This is a genomic window from Bradyrhizobium manausense (genome assembly GCF_018129685.1).
Lineage (GTDB): Bacteria > Pseudomonadota > Alphaproteobacteria > Rhizobiales > Xanthobacteraceae > Bradyrhizobium > Bradyrhizobium manausense_D.
In genome coordinates this window covers 47,763-62,709 of sequence record NZ_JAFCLG010000019.1, presented here as the reverse complement: position 1 = coordinate 62,709, position 14,947 = coordinate 47,763, and the positions used below count along the sequence as shown (strand labels likewise).

Here is a 14,947-nt window from a genome sequence, read left to right as displayed (position 1 = left end):
GTCGTGAAGGTCAGGTGTCATGGGCCAGCGAAAAGCAGGCTATCCAGCAGGCCGGGACGCATCGCATGCACGAGGACGTCACGACTTACCGGATGCCCCGCTCTCGTGCACAAATGCGCACAAGGCGGGGCATGACGCAGTTCGAAGAAGTTCAGCTCAGTGCTTCGTCCAGGAACGCCTTCAGCTGCGCCTGATGCTTGGACATCAGACCAGTGGCGGTCGCAGCGGAAGCGGCGCGGCCGACATAACGCGGACGCCGGCTCACGCCGTTCACCTGGTTCAGCACCCATTCCAGATAGGGCTCGATGAAGTGCCAGGCACCCATGTTGCGGGGCTCTTCCTGGCACCAGATCACTTCGGCCTTCTTGAAGCGGGACAGCTCGGCCACCAGCGCCTTCAGCGGCACCGGATAGAGCTGCTCGACGCGCATCAGGTAGATGTCGTCGATGCCACGCTTCTCGCGCTCCTCGTACAGGTCGTAATAGACCTTGCCCGAGCACAGCACGATGCGGCGGATCTTCTCGTCCGGAACGAGCTTGATCGCCTCGTTCGGCAGCATCTGGGCGTCATCATACAGGATGCGGTGGAAGGTCGTACCCTTCGCGAGTTCCTCGAGACGCGAGACCGCCCGCTTGTGACGCAGCAGCGACTTCGGCGTCATCAGGATCAGCGGCTTGCGGATCTCGCGATGAAGCTGGCGACGCAGCACGTGGAAGTAGTTCGCCGGCGTGGTCGGATAGACCACCTGCATGTTGTCTTCGGCGCACATCTGAAGATAGCGCTCCAGACGCGCCGAGGAATGCTCCGGTCCCTGGCCCTCATAGCCGTGCGGCAGGAGGCAGACGAGGCCGGACATGCGCAGCCATTTGCGCTCACCCGAGGAGATGAACTGGTCGAACACGACCTGCGCGCCGTTGGCGAAGTCGCCGAACTGGGCTTCCCACAGCGTCAGCGTGTTCGGCTCGGCGAGCGAATAGCCGTATTCGAAGCCGAGCACGGCTTCTTCCGACAGCAGCGAGTTGATGACCTCGTAATGGCCCTGCTCGCTGCCGAGATGATTGAACGGCGTGTAGCGGCTCTCGTCTTCCTGGTCGATCAGGACCGAGTGACGCTGCGAGAAGGTGCCGCGCTCGGAGTCCTGTCCGGACAGGCGAACGTGATGGTTCTCAGCGAGCAGCGTGCAGAACGCCAGCGCTTCGCCGGTCGCCCAGTCGATGCCGGTGCCGCTGTCGATCGCCTTGGCGCGGTTCTCCAGGAAGCGCTGGATGGTGCGGTGAACGCGGAAACCGTCCGGCACCTTGGTGATCTTGCGACCGATCTCCTTCAGCTCGGTGAGATCGACGCCGGTGACGCCGCGACGGGCGTCCTCTTCCTGGTCGGCGATCTTGAAGCCCGCCCACTTGCCGTCGAGCCAGTCGGCCTTGTTCGGCTTGTAGGAGGTGCCGGCTTCGAACTCGGCATCGAGACGCGCGCGCCAGTCGGCCTTGGCCTTCTCGACCTCGCCCTCGGTCATCACGCCTTCGCTGATCAGGCGGCGGGCGTAGAGCTCGAGCGTCGAGGGATGCGCCGCGATCTTCTTGTACATCACCGGCTGGGTGAACGCCGGCTCGTCGCCCTCGTTATGGCCATGCCTGCGGTAGCAGAACATGTCGATGACGACGGGCTTGTGGAACTTCTGGCGGAATTCGGTCGCGACCTTGGCGGCGAACACCACCGCTTCCGGATCGTCGCCGTTCACGTGGAAGATCGGCGCGTCGATCATCTTCGCCACGTCGGACGGATAGGGCGAGGAGCGCGAGTAACGCGGATAGGTGGTGAAGCCGATCTGGTTGTTGACGATGAAGTGCACGGAGCCGCCGGTGCGGTAGCCCTTCAGGTCCGACAGACCAAAGCACTCGGCGACCACGCCCTGGCCCGCGAACGCCGCGTCGCCATGCATCAATAGCGGCATCACCGAGATGCGCTGGTCCGGCGGATCGCCGTGCTGGTCCTGCTTCGCGCGCACCTTGCCGAGCACGACGGGATCGACGATCTCGAGATGCGAGGGGTTGGCGGTCAGCGACAGATGGATGCGGTTGCCGTCGAACTCGCGGTCCGAAGAGGCGCCGAGGTGATACTTGACGTCGCCCGAGCCTTCGACCGCGTCGGGATTGGCCGAGCCGCCCTTGAACTCGTGGAACAGCGCACGGTGGGCCTTGCCCATCACCTGCGTCAGCACGTTGAGGCGGCCGCGATGCGGCATGCCGACCACGATCTCCTTCACGCCGAGATTGCCGCCACGCTTGATGATCTGCTCGAGCGCGGGAATCAGCGATTCACCGCCGTCGAGGCCGAAGCGCTTGGTGCCGGTGAACTTGGTGTCGCAGAACTTCTCGAAGCCCTCGGCCTCGACCAGCTTCATCAGGATGGCGCGGCGGCCTTCGCGGGTGAACGAGATTTCCTTGTCCGGTCCCTCGATGCGCTCCTGGATCCACGCCTTCTGCGCGGCATTGCTGATATGCATGAACTCGACGCCGAGCGTCTGGCAGTAGGTGCGCTCGCAGATCGCGGTGATCTCGCGCAAAGTGCCGTATTCGAGGCCGAGCACGTGATCGAGGAAGATCTTGCGGTCGAAATCGGCTTCGCTGAAGCCGTAGGTGCGCGGATCGAGCTCTTCGCGATTGCGCGGGGCTTCGATGCCGAGCGGATCGAGCTTGGCGTGGAAGTGGCCACGCATGCGATAGGAGCGGATCAGCATCAACGCGCGGACGGAATCGCGCGTCGCCTGGAGCAGGTCAGAGGAGGAGATATCCCCGCCCTTGTCCCCGCCCTTGGCCTGCGCCTTGGCGGCGATCTTGGTGCCGACCGCCTTCTCGACCTCGGCCCAGTTGCCGTCGAGAGCGGATGTCAGGTCGTCCTTCGGGGTCAGCGGCCAGTTGTCGCGCTCCCAGGACGGGCCCTCGGCGTTCTTGCTGATATCAGCGGGCTGGTCGTTGAGGCTCTTGAAGAAGTCCTGCCACTCGGCGTCGACCGAGGACGGATCCTTCTCGTAGCGGGCGTAGATTTCGTCGATGTAGGTGGCGTTGGTGCCCTGCAAAAAGGAGGAGAGGGCAAAGGCTGCGTTCGCGTCCTGGCGAGACATACTGGGTTCCTGGCGATTTCGGTTCGCGCATAACAAACGGCGCTAGCGCCGAGCTCCCCGGCAGAGGCTCGACGCGACAGGCACCATTTACCCTATTTGCTGCGAAACTTCGCCCGGAAAAGCACGAAGAAGTGAATTAGGCTTTCAACTTTTCGGCAAGCGTATGGCCGAGGCGCGCCGGCGACGGCGACACTGTAATCCCTGCGGATTTCATCGCCTCGGTCTTGGAACCGGCGTCGCCCTTGCCGCCCGAAATGATCGCGCCGGCATGACCCATGCGGCGGCCGGGAGGTGCGGTCACGCCGGCGATGAAACCGACCATCGGCTTCTTGCGGCCGCGCTTGGCCTCGTCCTTGAGGAACTGGGCGGCGTCCTCCTCGGCGGAACCGCCGATCTCGCCGATCATGATGATGGATTGGGTCTTGGGATCGGCGAGCAGCATTTCCAGCACGTCGATGAATTCGGTGCCCTTGACCGGGTCGCCGCCGATGCCGACCGCGGTGGTCTGGCCGAGGCCTTCCTGGGAGGTCTGGAACACGGCTTCGTAAGTCAGCGTGCCGGAGCGCGAGACGATGCCGACCGAGCCGGTCTTGAAGATGTTGGCGGGCATGATGCCGATCTTGCATTCGCCGGCGGTCATCACACCCGGGCAGTTCGGCCCGATCAGGCGCGACTTCGAGCCGGCCAGCGAACGCTTCACGCGCACCATGTCGAGGACCGGAATGCCTTCGGTGATGCAGACGATCAGCGGGATCTCCGCGTCGATGGCCTCGCAGATCGCGTCCGCCGCGCCCGGCGGCGGCACGTAGATCACCGAGGCATCGGCGCCGGTCTTCTCGCGCGCCTCACGCACCGTGTCGAACACCGGCAGGTTCAGATGAGTCGAACCGCCTTTGCCGGGCGAGGTGCCGCCGACCATCTTGGTGCCGTAGGCAATCGCGGCTTCGGAATGGAAGGTGCCGTTCTTGCCGGTGAAGCCCTGGCAGATGACCTTGGTGTTCTTGTCGATCAGGATGGACATGAGGCGAGCCTGCTTTCGTGGATAACTTTTACCTGGCCGGATGACGGCTGTTCAACGTGACTGTTCAATCGAAAGAGTAACCACCGAAAAAGATTTCGTGCGGTTGACCGTTTTCGAAAATGACTGTGTAGACCGCCGATCCGCGCTCGATGCGATCCCACATTTGCTTGTTGGTCTCGACCTGCGCGCGCGTCGGCCGCGATGATCCGAACAGACGTTCCACGTCGTGCGGAGCCAACGGGAAGGCCGTCATGAACGGCATTCCGCTTCCATCGAAAGGCGCGGGCGCGACTTGCGCGATATCGAGAATGGACCGGGTACCAGATTCGTCGCACTGCTCCATGAGCTGCTCGATCGAAGCATGCCTCGCACCCGGCGCGAGCGCAGAGAAGTCGATTGGAAAGGTCGGAAAGGGCGTCACAGGGTTGTAACGCCCTGCCTGGAATTCCCGCTCCCGCAATTTCTGTAATGCTGCGCCAAAATCGTCCTCATACGGAACGAAATACCAATATGGATGAGCACCCATGGTTTCGTCCTAATGAACACGACGGTAGACGCCGGTGAGCACGTCAGCCCAGCCTTCCGCGTCCGGCGAGAACTGGATCTTCAACGAGTACGAGGCGTCGTCGATGATCTCGTACACATGGCGCGCATTGCCGCGGAGCGAGCCGCGCACCAGCGTCAGGGTGTTGCCGACCCAGCCGCCGGAGGCGGGCGAGGGCGGCGTGTAGCCGAGCGAATCGTACCAGAACAATTTGTAGGTCCGGTCCTCGCGGTCGTAAGTGAAGAGGCCGTGGGTGGCGAACACCTGCTTGCCGTCGCGCATCTGGACCGAGTCCTGGATCAAGTAGAAGCCGTTGAGATCCATGCGCGCGACGGTGTGCGAGGTCGCCGGCCCGCCCGCCGTCCAGCGCGACGGGAAGACCATCTCTTCGCCAGTCCATTCGCCGGCGAACGCGGCAAGACGCGCATGCTCTGCAAGCGGGGATGATGCGGCGAGATGGTCCTGGGCCATGGCGTTAGCCTCCCTTGACGGCCTTCACGATCTTCTGCGCGGCGTCGTCGAGATTGTCGGCCGGCACCACGTTCAGACCGGATTCGCGGATGATCTTCTTGCCGAGCTCGACATTGGTGCCTTCGAGACGAACCACCAGCGGCACGCTGAGGCCGACCTCACGAACCGCAGCCGTGACGCCTTCGGCGATCACGTCGCACTTCATGATACCACCGAAGATGTTGACCAGGATGCCCTTCACGTTGGGATCCGCGGTGATGATCTTGAACGCGGCCGCGACCTTTTCCTTGCTGGCGCTGCCGCCGACGTCGAGGAAGTTCGCCGGCGCCATGCCGTAGAGCTTGATGATGTCCATCGTCGCCATGGCAAGACCGGCGCCGTTGACCATGCAGCCGATATTGCCGTCGAGGGTGACGTAGTTGAGGTCGTATTTGGACGCCTCGATTTCCTTGGCGTCTTCCTCGGTCTCGTCGCGCAGCGCGAGCACCTCGGGGTGACGGAACAGCGCGTTGTCGTCGAACGACACCTTGGCGTCGAGCACGCGGAGCTGGCCCTGCTTGGTCACGACCAGCGGGTTGATCTCCAGCATCGACATGTCCTTGGCGACGAACGCGGCAAAGAGCTGCGCGGTGAGCTTTTCCGCCTGCTTGGCGAGATCGCCGGTGAGCTTCAGGGCATTGGCGACGGTGCGGCCGTGATGGCCCATGATGCCGGTGGCCGGATCGACCGAGAAGGTCACGATCTTCTCGGGCGTGTTGTGCGCGACGTCCTCGATGTTGACGCCGCCTTCGGTCGAGACGACGAAGGACACGCGCGAGGTCTCGCGGTCGACCAGGATCGAGAGATAGAATTCCTTGTCGATGTCGGAGCCGTCCTCGATGTAGAGGCGGTTGACCTGCTTGCCGGCGGGACCGGTCTGCACGGTCACCAGCGTGGCGCCGAGCATCTGCTTGGCGAATTCGGAGACCTCCGCGGCCGACTTGGCGATGCGGACGCCGCCCTTGTCGCCGGCGCTAGCTTCCTTGAACTTGCCCTTGCCGCGGCCGCCGGCGTGGATCTGGCTCTTCACCACATAGACCGGACCGGGCAGCGCCTTGGCGGCGGCGTCCGCGTCGCTCGCTTTGAGGACCGGAACGCCCTTGGAGATCGGTACGCCGAACTCGCCCAGCAGCGCCTTGGCCTGATATTCATGGATATTCATATGGTCGCTCCCTGAACCCGCGGGCGGTGACCCCTAGGGGCCCACCTCAGTCTTGTGCCTGGCATACCATATACCACAGAGACTGCAAACCCGGATTCTTTGACATCGAGATCTTGGACCCGGACCCCACTCCGGTCAGCAGGGGTCCGGAAATGAAACCGCCGAAGACCGGGTTTCGATCTTCGGCGGGAATGGCTTGCCGTTAGCGGCCGAGAAGATCGGGTGCGATCTTCTTGCAGGCATCGACCAGGCCCTGCACGGCGCCGACCGACTTGTCGAAGGCCTCGCGGTCCTTGCCGGCGAGCTCGATCTCGACGACGCGCTCGACGCCCTTGGAGCCGATCACGACGGGCACGCCGACATACATGTCCTTCACGCCGTATTCGCCGTTGAGGTAGGCGGCCGACGGCAGCACGCGCTTCTTGTCGCGCAGATAGCTCTCGGCCATCGCAATGGCGGACGCGGCCGGCGCGTAGAAGGCCGAACCGGTCTTGAGCAGGTTCACGATCTCGGCGCCGCCGTTGCGGGTGCGGTCGACGATCTCGTCGAGGCGCGCCTGCGAGGTCCAGCCCATCTTGACGAGGTCGGGCAGCGGGATACCGGCAACGGTGGAGTACTTCACCAGCGGCACCATGGTGTCGCCATGGCCGCCGAGCACGAAGGCGGTGACGTCTTCAACGGAGACGTTGAACTCGTCGGCCAGGAAGTAGCGGAAGCGCGCGGAGTCGAGCACGCCGGCCATGCCGACGACCTTCTTGTGCGGCAGGCCCGAGGCCTTCTGCAGCGCCCAGACCATGGCGTCGAGCGGGTTGGTGATGCAGATGACGAACGCGTCGGGGGCGTACTTCTTGATGCCCGCACCGACCTGCTCCATGACCTTGAGGTTGATGGAGAGGAGGTCGTCGCGGCTCATGCCGGGCTTGCGCGGCACGCCGGCGGTGACAATGCAGACCTTGGCGTTGTCGAGGGCCTCGTAGGAGTTCGCGCCGGTGTAGTGCGCGTCGAAACCGTCGACCGGCGAGGACTGCGCGATGTCGAGCGCCTTGCCCTGCGGCACGCCCTCGGCGATGTCGAACATCACGACGTCGCCGAGTTCTTTCAGGCCGATGAGGTGAGCCAGCGTTCCGCCGATCTGACCGGAGCCAATCAAAGCAATCTTGTCGCGCGCCATGTGAACCTGTCCTTTAGACACGTGAAGAGGGGAAAACTGAGAGGGTGGTTATCCCTTTCGCCTCCCCCGTTCAAGTCGGTGGATGCCCAATTGTCGGGCTTGGCGCGATAGCAATCAACATACCCGGTCGTCATTCCGGGATGCGCCAACAGGCGCAGGCCCGGAATCCATCGGGCGGCAGAGTGGGTGGCGCAATGGATTTTGGGCTCGCGACTTTCGTCGCGCCCCGGAATGACGGCGCCGGCAAATAGGACTTAAGTCTCGACCAGGCCCTTGGTCGAGCCGCTGGCGGTGGAATCCTTGCGGCCGTGAGGCAGCGCCAGATAGGATTCCGAACTCATCTCGATCAGCCGCGACGACGTCCGCTTGAACTCCATCGCCTCGGTGCCCTCATGGGCGAGGTAGAGCGAGATCGGGTTGGCATCGGCCGAGGCCATCAGCTTCACGGCATTGTCATAGAGCGTGTCGATCAGCGTGATGAAACGCTTGGCGGCGTTGCGCTGGGAGAGGTCCATCACTGGAATATGGTCGACCAGGATGGTGTGATAATCGTGCGCCAGCCTGAGGTAGTCGGATGCGCCGAGCGGTCTCTCGCAAAGATCGGCGAAGGCAAAGCGCGCCACGCCATGGGCCGAGCACGGTACGTGCAGGGTGCGGCCCTTGATCAGGATGTCGCGCGACTTGCACCTGGCGTTGCCGGTCATCTTCACCCAGGCCTTGTCGAGGGCGGCATCCGCATCGCCATCCGCCGGCGTCAGCCACATCGGCACGCCCTGAAGTTTTTCCAGCCGGAAATCCGTCCGCGCATCCAGCCGTCGCACATCCATGTGGTCGGTGATCTGCTTGATGAAGGGCAGGAACAGCGCGCGGTTCAAGCCGCCCTTGTAGAGATCTTCCGGCGCAACGTTGGAGGTTGCGACCACGACGGTGCCGAGCTCGAACAGTTTTGCGAACAAGCGTCCGAGGATCATTGCATCGGCGATGTCGGTGACGTGGAATTCGTCGAAGCAGAGCAGCCAGCTCTCCTCGAAGATCGCGTGCGCCGTCAGCGCGATGACGTCGCCATCAGGGATCTGTCCGCGCGCGATGCTCTGGCGATAGTCGTAGATGCGCTCATGCACATCGGCCATGAATTCGTGGAAATGCGCGCGGCGCTTGTGCTCGACATTGGAGTGCTGGAAGAACAGATCCATCAGCATCGTCTTGCCGCGGCCGACCTCGCCGTGAACATAGAGCCCGTGCGGCGCCCCATCCTTGTCGCCGTTGCTGAACAGACGGGCGAGCAGGCCCTGCTTGCGCCTGGGGCTGTAGTTCGCGAGCCGCAGGTCCAGCGCCGCATAGGCCTCGGCGACCTCGGCCTGCGCGGCATCGGGCTCGATCGCGCCGGAGGCGATCCGGGTCTGGTAGGCTTCGCTGAAGGAAGAATTCTGGGTGGAGAGCATCGCCCTTTACCGCCAGAGACCGGCGGAAATTGCAAGCCGTGAATTGGTGCGGGGCGCTATGCGCTGGTGTCCCGGACGCGCTGCAGCGCTCTTGCGATGCTGCGCGTCCGGGACCCACTGTTTCGTTCATGCTTCACGGAAAGACTGGGCCCCGGCTCAGAGGCCGGGGCACGAGAGCCAAGCTCACTCGCACAGTTCGTAAGCGTCCTCGACCACGTACGGTCCGCCGCCCGTCGATGCGCGCGACGAGAACAGCACGAACCGCTCGGCCATGAACACCTTGCTCGGAAAGTAGCCTCGGATCGAGAGATAGTCGGCGACGTCGCGGTCGGTTGCGTCATGCAGCCGGGCCAGCGTGACGTGGGGAATGAATTTGCGCCCTTCCGGATCGAGGCCGATCCGCTGCATCATGCGTTCGAGCTCGGCCTGCAGATCCATCAGCGGTTTGCTCGGCGCGATGGTGGCGACCACCGCGCGCGGCTTGCGGCCACCGAAGCTTTGCAAGCCCTGCACCTTCACCTCGAAAGGCTTGCGATCGACGCGAAACAGCATCGATGCGATCTCGTTGGCGGAGGCGCCGTCGATGTCGCCGATGAAACGTAACGTGACGTGATAATTTTCGGGATCGATCCACCGGGCGCCGGGAAGGCCGCCCCTTAAGTTGGAAAGCGACTGGCCGATCTCGGCCGGAATTTCCAGACCAGTGAACAAACGCGGCATCGTTTCGCACTCCCGATGCTTGGGCATGATCCCTGGGAAGGATCATATCCAAATTTTAGAGCCGGTGACGAATCACCGGTACCCTGATTCCTATCGCAGTTGTGTGACTCTGCGAAGAGTTGCCAAGGCTACACCGGGAAAACCCCGGTTGTTAGGGTTAGCATTGCCTGCTTTTCATCGGCGTTGCTCGCCGATCGTGCGCACGAATGCCTCCACCGTGGGCAGCATCCTGCCGACGATGATGTCGACGCCTTCAGCGGTCGGATGAATGCCGTCGGCTTGATTGAGCCTGGCGTCGGCGGCGACACCGTCGAGGAAGAATGGATAGAGCGGCACGTCGAATCGTTTCGCCAGATCCGGATAAATCGAATTGAAGCGCGCGCCATAATCCGCGCCGAAATTCGGCGGCGCCAGCATGCCACACAGCATCACGGCGATCTTGCGCGCCTTGAGACGCTGGACGATGTCGGTCAGCGACGCCCGCGTCAAGTCGGGGTCGATGCCGCGCATCGCATCGTTGGCGCCGAGCTCGACAATGACGCCCTCGGTTCCGTCGGAGACCGACCAGTCGAGCCTGTCGCGGCCGCCGGACGAGGTGTCGCCCGACACCCCGGCATTGATCATGTCGACCATTATGCCTTTGGTCTGCAAGGCTTTTTGAAGTTTCGCCGGAAACGCGTCCTGCGCAGGGAGGCCAAGACCGGCACTCAGGGAATCGCCGAGCACGACAAGCTTGATCGGTTTTGTCGCGTCCGCCCGAGCGGGACCGGCGAGCGTCATCAAAGCGAGCATCAACACGGCTATGTGCATGAACAATCCGTAACGCCTCTCGACCGCGGCATCGGAGTTGCCATATGACCGGACCATGGACATCAGCATCTCTCCCTCTTCGCTCGCCGGCACTGCGCCGGACACCATCTCCATCTCCAACGTCAATCTCTCATTGGGGTCGGGGGCGGCACGCGTTCACATCCTCAAGGATATCAGCCTGCGCGTCGGCTCGGGCGAGACGATCGGCCTGATCGGCCCGTCAGGCTCGGGCAAATCCACGCTGCTGATGGTGATGGCGGGGCTGGAGCGTCCTGATAGCGGAGAAGTGGTGGTGTCAGGCACGCCTTTCAATGCCCTCGACGAAGACGCGCTGGCCCGCTTCCGCGGCCGCCAGGTCGGCATCGTCTTCCAGTCCTTCCACCTGATCCCGACCATGACGGCGCTGGAGAATGTCGCCGTGCCGCTCGAGCTTGCCGGCAATCCCGATGCCAGCAAGCGCGCGGCCGAGGAGCTGCAATCGGTCGGGCTCGGCGATCGCCTGCATCATTATCCGACACAGCTCTCCGGCGGCGAACAGCAGCGCGTCGCGCTTGCGCGCGCGCTGGCGCCCGATCCCGCCATCCTCGTCGCCGACGAGCCGACCGGCAATCTCGACGAGGCCACCGGAAAACAGATCGTCGACCTGCTCTTCACCAAACATGCCGAGCGCGGCATGACGCTGGTGCTGGTGACACACGATTCCTCGCTCGCGCATCGCTGCGATCGCGTGATCCGCCTGCGTTCGGGTCGCATCGACACCCAGACGACCAACGCATGAGCGCAGCCGTCGAACCATTTGCGAAGCCGAACGGCGTCGCGCTGTCGCTGCGTTATGCCTTGCGCGAATTGCGCGGCGGCTTGCGCGGCTTCTACGTCTTCATCGCCTGCATCGCCCTCGGCGTGATGGCGATATCAGGTGTCGGCTCGGTGTCGGCGAGCTTGAGCGATGGGCTTGCGCGCGAAGGTCGCACGCTGCTCGGCGGCGACGTTTCCTTCGTGCTGTTCCAGCGCGAGGCGAAGCCTGAGGAAGTCGCCTTTCTGCGCTCGCGCGGCACCGTCTCCGTCGCCTCGACCCTGCGCGGCATGGCGCGCTCGGCGGACGGCAAGCTGGCACTGGTCGAGATGAAGGCGGTCGACGACACCTATCCGTTGCTGGGACAGCTCACGCTGGCGCCGCAGCTGCCGATGTCCGACCTGGTCGCGGAGCGTGACGGTGCATTCGGCGCGGCTGCCGATCCGACGCTGCTGGCGCGGCTGTCGCTGAAAACAGGCGACCGCGTCACCATCGGCTCGGCCACCTTCCAGATCCGCAGCAGCGTCGAGGCCGAGCCCGACAAGCTCGCCGGCGGCCTCGGCTTCGGCCCCCGCTTCCTGATCAGCGAGGCGGGCCTGCGCGCGACCGGCCTCATTCAGCCCGGCAGCCTGGTGCGCTGGGTCTATCGCGTGAAGCTGCCTGACACCGCCAACAGCGACCGCGCCACCGACGCCTTCATCGCCGATGCGCGCGACGCCGCGCCGCAGGCCGGCTGGGAGGTCCGCAGCCGCTCCAACGCCTCGCCGCAGCTCGAGCGCAATATCAGCCGCTTCACGCAGTTCCTGACGCTGGTGGGACTCGCCGCGCTTTTGGTCGGCGGCGTCGGTGTGGCCAATGCCGTGAAGAGCCATATCGACCGCCGGCTCGAAGTGATCGCGGCCTTCAAGGCCGTCGGCGCCACGGGGCGCGACGTGTTCGGCATTTATCTCGCACAAGTCGTCCTGCTCGCCGCGATCGGATCGGTGATTGGTCTCGCGCTCGGCGCGGCAACGCCATTCGCCATCGTCGGCCTGTTCGGCAAGCTGCTGCCGCTCCCGGTGGTGCCGGCCGTGCATGCCGACGAGCTCGCGCTGTCCTTCCTCTATGGCCTGCTCACCGCACTTGCGTTCGGCCTGTGGCCGCTCGGGCGCGTTCATGACGTGCCGGTCGCCGCGCTGTTCCGCGACACCGTCGCCGCCGAATGGCACCGGCCGCGCCTCAGCTATGTCGTGTTCATGGGCGCCGTCGTCGCGCTACTCGTCGCCGTCGTGATCGGCCTCTCCTTCGACAAGCGCATCGCCGCGGTGTTCGTGGCCTCATCCGTCGTCGTATTCGCGGTTCTGCGCGGTGTTGCCGCCTTGCTGATGGCCATCGCGCGAAAACTGCCGCGCACGCGCTTCACCATGCTGCGGTTGGCGATCGCCAACATCCACCGGCCGGGGGCGCTGACGCCCTCGGTCGTGCTGTCGCTTGGCCTCGGCCTCGCCGTGCTCGTCACCATCACCCAGATCGACGGCAATCTGCGCCGGCAGTTCCTCGCCGCGCTGCCCGACCGGGCGCCGTCATTCTACTTCATCGACATTCCGAGCACGCAGGCGGCCCCCTTCGACGATTATCTGCGCCAGATTGCGCCGGGCGCGAAGGTCGAGGACGTGCCCATGCTGCGCGGGCGTATCGTCGCCGCCCGCGGCGTCCGCGCCGAGGATCTCAAGCCGTCAACCGATTCCGAATGGGTGCTGCAGAGCGATCGCGGCCTGACCTATACCGGCGAACTGCCGAAGGGCTCCAAGGTGGTGGAGGGCGAATGGTGGGGCGCCGACTATTCCGGCCCGCCGCTGGTCTCGATGGAGAAGAAGATCGCCGACGGGCTCGGCTTGAAGCTCGGCGACGAGATCGTGGTCAACGTGCTCGGCCGCGACATCCCGGCGAAAATCGGCAATTTGCGCACCATCGACTGGCAGGGGCTCGGCATCAATTTCGTGCTGGTGTTTTCGCCGAACGCGTTCAAGGGCGCGCCGCATACCCATATCGCGACGCTGACCGAAGCTTCGGGCGATGCGACCGGCGACGGCAAGATCATCAAGCAGGTCGCGGACGCTTACCCAATGGTGACGAGCGTGCGCGTGCGCGAGGTGATGGAGACGGTCGGCGCGGTGGTGACCAATCTCGCGCTGGCGATCCGCGGCGCCAGTTCCGTGACGCTGATCTCGGCGATCCTGGTGCTGGGCGGCGCGCTCGCCGCCGGGCATCGTCACAGGGTCTATGATGCGGTGATCCTGAAGACGCTGGGCGCGACGCGGCTGCGGCTGCTCGGGGCCTATGCGCTCGAATATCTGCTGATCGGCCTTGCCACCGCGGTGTTCGGCGTGATCGCCGGCAGCCTCGCCGCCTGGATGATCGTAACGCGGCTGATGACGCTGACTTTCGTCTGGCAGGCTGCAAGCGCAGCCGGCGTGGTTGCGGCCGCCCTGGTCGTCACCGTCGGGCTTGGTCTTGCCGGCACGCTGCTGGCGTTGAACAAAAAGCCCGCCACGGTGTTGCGGAATTTGTGACAAAAGGTAGCGGCCGCCGCACGCGGGGCCGGAATCGCGCGATTTCCGCAATTAACCACATTTGCTCGTCAGGCTCGCGTCAGGATCGTGCGACGAGGGCGACATTCGGCCGCGCATGGACCGTTGCACCGAATGTGTTAGTTTCCCACATATCGGATGGGTTCGGAGCCCCGATTGTTAGCCAAAATTAATGTCGGCAGACATCGGTATCCGAGATAGAATTGACGAACCGGCGGCATGGCACCCCCCATGCCGGACCGGGCAACCAACGGGAATTCGACCATGTCGGACCTAGACCGCAATTACGCTTCTCCTTTCGGCCGGGCCGCCGGGCGTGTTGACGCCGCGACGGTCGACGCCGGTCTGCGCGCCTACATGCTGCGCATCTACAATTACATGAGCATTGGCCTCGCCATCACGGGCCTTGCCGCGCTCGGTGTCTACATGGCTGCCGTCACTGACGTTCCGACCCCGGAAGCCGTCCGTGTCGGCAAGCTGTTCCTGACGCCGTTCGGCGTCGCGATGTTCGTGAGCCCGCTGAAATATCTGTTCATGCTGGCACCGCTCGCCATGGTGTTCGTGATCTCGGCCGGCATCAACCGCCTGGCCCCCTCGACGGCCCAGATCCTGTTCTGGGTGTTCTCGGCGCTGATGGGCGTCTCGCTGTCGACCATCTTCCTGGTCTACACGCATGACTCGATCGTGCGGGTGTTCTTCATCGCGGCGGCCACCTTCGGCGCGCTGAGCCTGTACGGTTACACCACGCGGCGTGACCTGAGCGGCTTCGGCTCGTTCCTGTTCATGGGCATGATCGGCGTCGCGATCGCCCTGCTGGTCAATATGTTCCTGGTCAGCACGATGATGCAGTTCATCATCTCGATCGTGGGCGTTCTGGTGTTCGCCGGCATGACCGCCTACGACACCCAGCGGCTGAAGAACGACTACATCTACGGCTACGCCGCGGCCGGCGGTGACATCGCCGAGCGCGCGGCGATTACCGGCGCGCTGTCGCTGTACCTGAACTTCATCAATATCTTCACCTTCCTGCTGCAGCTCCTCGGCCAGCGCGACTAAGCGCCAGACCCGGGAGAACGGACACGA

At 64.1% G+C, this 14,947-nt stretch carries 12 protein-coding genes; 3 read left to right on the top strand and 9 right to left on the bottom strand.

The features are described 5' to 3' along the window. Nucleotides 1-151: 151 nt before the first annotated feature. The 9 genes from JQ621_RS29160 to JQ621_RS29120 all read right to left on the bottom strand — a co-directional run bounded on the left by JQ621_RS29160 (nucleotide 152) and on the right by JQ621_RS29120 (nucleotide 10,501). Nucleotides 152-3,121, bottom strand: coding sequence for a 2-oxoglutarate dehydrogenase E1 component (locus JQ621_RS29160; protein WP_212240038.1), 2,970 nt, complete (start codon nucleotides 3,119-3,121; stop codon nucleotides 152-154). A gap of 136 nt (nucleotides 3,122-3,257) precedes the next feature. Further along, on the bottom strand, nucleotides 3,258-4,142 hold the full coding sequence (gene sucD / locus JQ621_RS29155) for a succinate--CoA ligase subunit alpha (RefSeq protein ID WP_212240037.1): 885 nt from the start codon (nucleotides 4,140-4,142) through the stop codon (nucleotides 3,258-3,260). Nucleotides 4,143-4,206: 64 nt separating this feature from the next. Further along, entirely contained in the window at nucleotides 4,207-4,668 is a 462-nt protein-coding gene (locus JQ621_RS29150) for a hypothetical protein (RefSeq protein ID WP_212240036.1), read from the bottom strand. A gap of 9 nt (nucleotides 4,669-4,677) precedes the next feature. After that, nucleotides 4,678-5,157, bottom strand: a complete 480-nt coding sequence (locus tag JQ621_RS29145) for a DUF1579 family protein (protein WP_212240035.1) — start codon at nucleotides 5,155-5,157, stop codon at nucleotides 4,678-4,680. 4 nt (nucleotides 5,158-5,161) lie between these two features. Then, nucleotides 5,162-6,358 (bottom strand): ADP-forming succinate--CoA ligase subunit beta, encoded by a 1,197-nt coding sequence (gene sucC, locus JQ621_RS29140; protein ID WP_212240034.1) that lies wholly within the window; start codon nucleotides 6,356-6,358, stop codon nucleotides 5,162-5,164. 202 nt (nucleotides 6,359-6,560) lie between these two features. Continuing rightward, nucleotides 6,561-7,529: a malate dehydrogenase gene (gene mdh / locus JQ621_RS29135; RefSeq protein WP_008145224.1), complete on the bottom strand. Its 969-nt coding sequence runs from the start codon at nucleotides 7,527-7,529 to the stop codon at nucleotides 6,561-6,563. Between the two features lie 254 nt (nucleotides 7,530-7,783). After that, on the bottom strand, nucleotides 7,784-8,971 hold the full coding sequence (zapE, locus tag JQ621_RS29130) for a cell division protein ZapE (RefSeq protein ID WP_212240033.1): 1,188 nt from the start codon (nucleotides 8,969-8,971) through the stop codon (nucleotides 7,784-7,786). A gap of 183 nt (nucleotides 8,972-9,154) precedes the next feature. Continuing rightward, the gene (gene thpR, locus JQ621_RS29125) at nucleotides 9,155-9,691 is read right to left on the bottom strand and encodes an RNA 2',3'-cyclic phosphodiesterase (RefSeq protein ID WP_212240031.1); all 537 of its coding nucleotides are present in this window, start codon (nucleotides 9,689-9,691) and stop codon (nucleotides 9,155-9,157) included. 174 nt (nucleotides 9,692-9,865) lie between these two features. Beyond that, complete coding sequence (locus JQ621_RS29120; protein ID WP_212240129.1) at nucleotides 9,866-10,501, bottom strand: arylesterase; 636 nt, start codon at nucleotides 10,499-10,501, stop codon at nucleotides 9,866-9,868. A gap of 55 nt (nucleotides 10,502-10,556) precedes the next feature. On the opposite strand from JQ621_RS29120, the gene JQ621_RS29115 reads away from it, so the two are divergent. The 3 genes from JQ621_RS29115 to JQ621_RS29105 all read left to right on the top strand — a co-directional run bounded on the left by JQ621_RS29115 (nucleotide 10,557) and on the right by JQ621_RS29105 (nucleotide 14,920). Next, nucleotides 10,557-11,279 (top strand): ABC transporter ATP-binding protein, encoded by a 723-nt coding sequence (locus JQ621_RS29115; protein WP_212240029.1) that lies wholly within the window; start codon nucleotides 10,557-10,559, stop codon nucleotides 11,277-11,279. Beyond that, nucleotides 11,276-13,846: an ABC transporter permease gene (locus tag JQ621_RS29110; protein WP_212240028.1), complete on the top strand. Its 2,571-nt coding sequence runs from the start codon at nucleotides 11,276-11,278 to the stop codon at nucleotides 13,844-13,846. The genes JQ621_RS29115 and JQ621_RS29110 overlap by 4 nt, the downstream gene beginning before the upstream one ends. A gap of 282 nt (nucleotides 13,847-14,128) precedes the next feature. Beyond that, a complete protein-coding gene (locus JQ621_RS29105; RefSeq protein WP_212240027.1) occupies nucleotides 14,129-14,920 on the top strand; it encodes a Bax inhibitor-1/YccA family protein in 792 nt (263 codons plus the stop codon). The last annotated feature ends 27 nt before the right edge of the window (nucleotides 14,921-14,947 follow it).

Excerpts from the sequence above, each read along its gene's own strand:
- thpR (WP_212240031.1), bottom strand. The coding sequence starts at position 9,691 with ATGCCGCGTTTGTTCACTGGTCTGGAAATTCCGGCCGAGATCGGCCAG.
- JQ621_RS29160 (WP_212240038.1), bottom strand. The coding sequence starts at position 3,121 with ATGTCTCGCCAGGACGCGAACGCAGCCTTTGCCCTCTCCTCCTTTTTG.
- JQ621_RS29150 (WP_212240036.1), bottom strand. The coding sequence starts at position 4,668 with ATGGGTGCTCATCCATATTGGTATTTCGTTCCGTATGAGGACGATTTT.
- JQ621_RS29110 (WP_212240028.1), top strand. The coding sequence starts at position 11,276 with ATGAGCGCAGCCGTCGAACCATTTGCGAAGCCGAACGGCGTCGCGCTG.
- JQ621_RS29115 (WP_212240029.1), top strand. The coding sequence starts at position 10,557 with ATGGACATCAGCATCTCTCCCTCTTCGCTCGCCGGCACTGCGCCGGAC.
- zapE (WP_212240033.1), bottom strand. The coding sequence starts at position 8,971 with ATGCTCTCCACCCAGAATTCTTCCTTCAGCGAAGCCTACCAGACCCGG.
- mdh (WP_008145224.1), bottom strand. The coding sequence starts at position 7,529 with ATGGCGCGCGACAAGATTGCTTTGATTGGCTCCGGTCAGATCGGCGGA.
- sucC (WP_212240034.1), bottom strand. The coding sequence starts at position 6,358 with ATGAATATCCATGAATATCAGGCCAAGGCGCTGCTGGGCGAGTTCGGC.
- JQ621_RS29105 (WP_212240027.1), top strand. The coding sequence starts at position 14,129 with ATGTCGGACCTAGACCGCAATTACGCTTCTCCTTTCGGCCGGGCCGCC.
- JQ621_RS29120 (WP_212240129.1), bottom strand. The coding sequence starts at position 10,501 with ATGCACATAGCCGTGTTGATGCTCGCTTTGATGACGCTCGCCGGTCCC.
- sucD (WP_212240037.1), bottom strand. The coding sequence starts at position 4,142 with ATGTCCATCCTGATCGACAAGAACACCAAGGTCATCTGCCAGGGCTTC.
- JQ621_RS29145 (WP_212240035.1), bottom strand. The coding sequence starts at position 5,157 with ATGGCCCAGGACCATCTCGCCGCATCATCCCCGCTTGCAGAGCATGCG.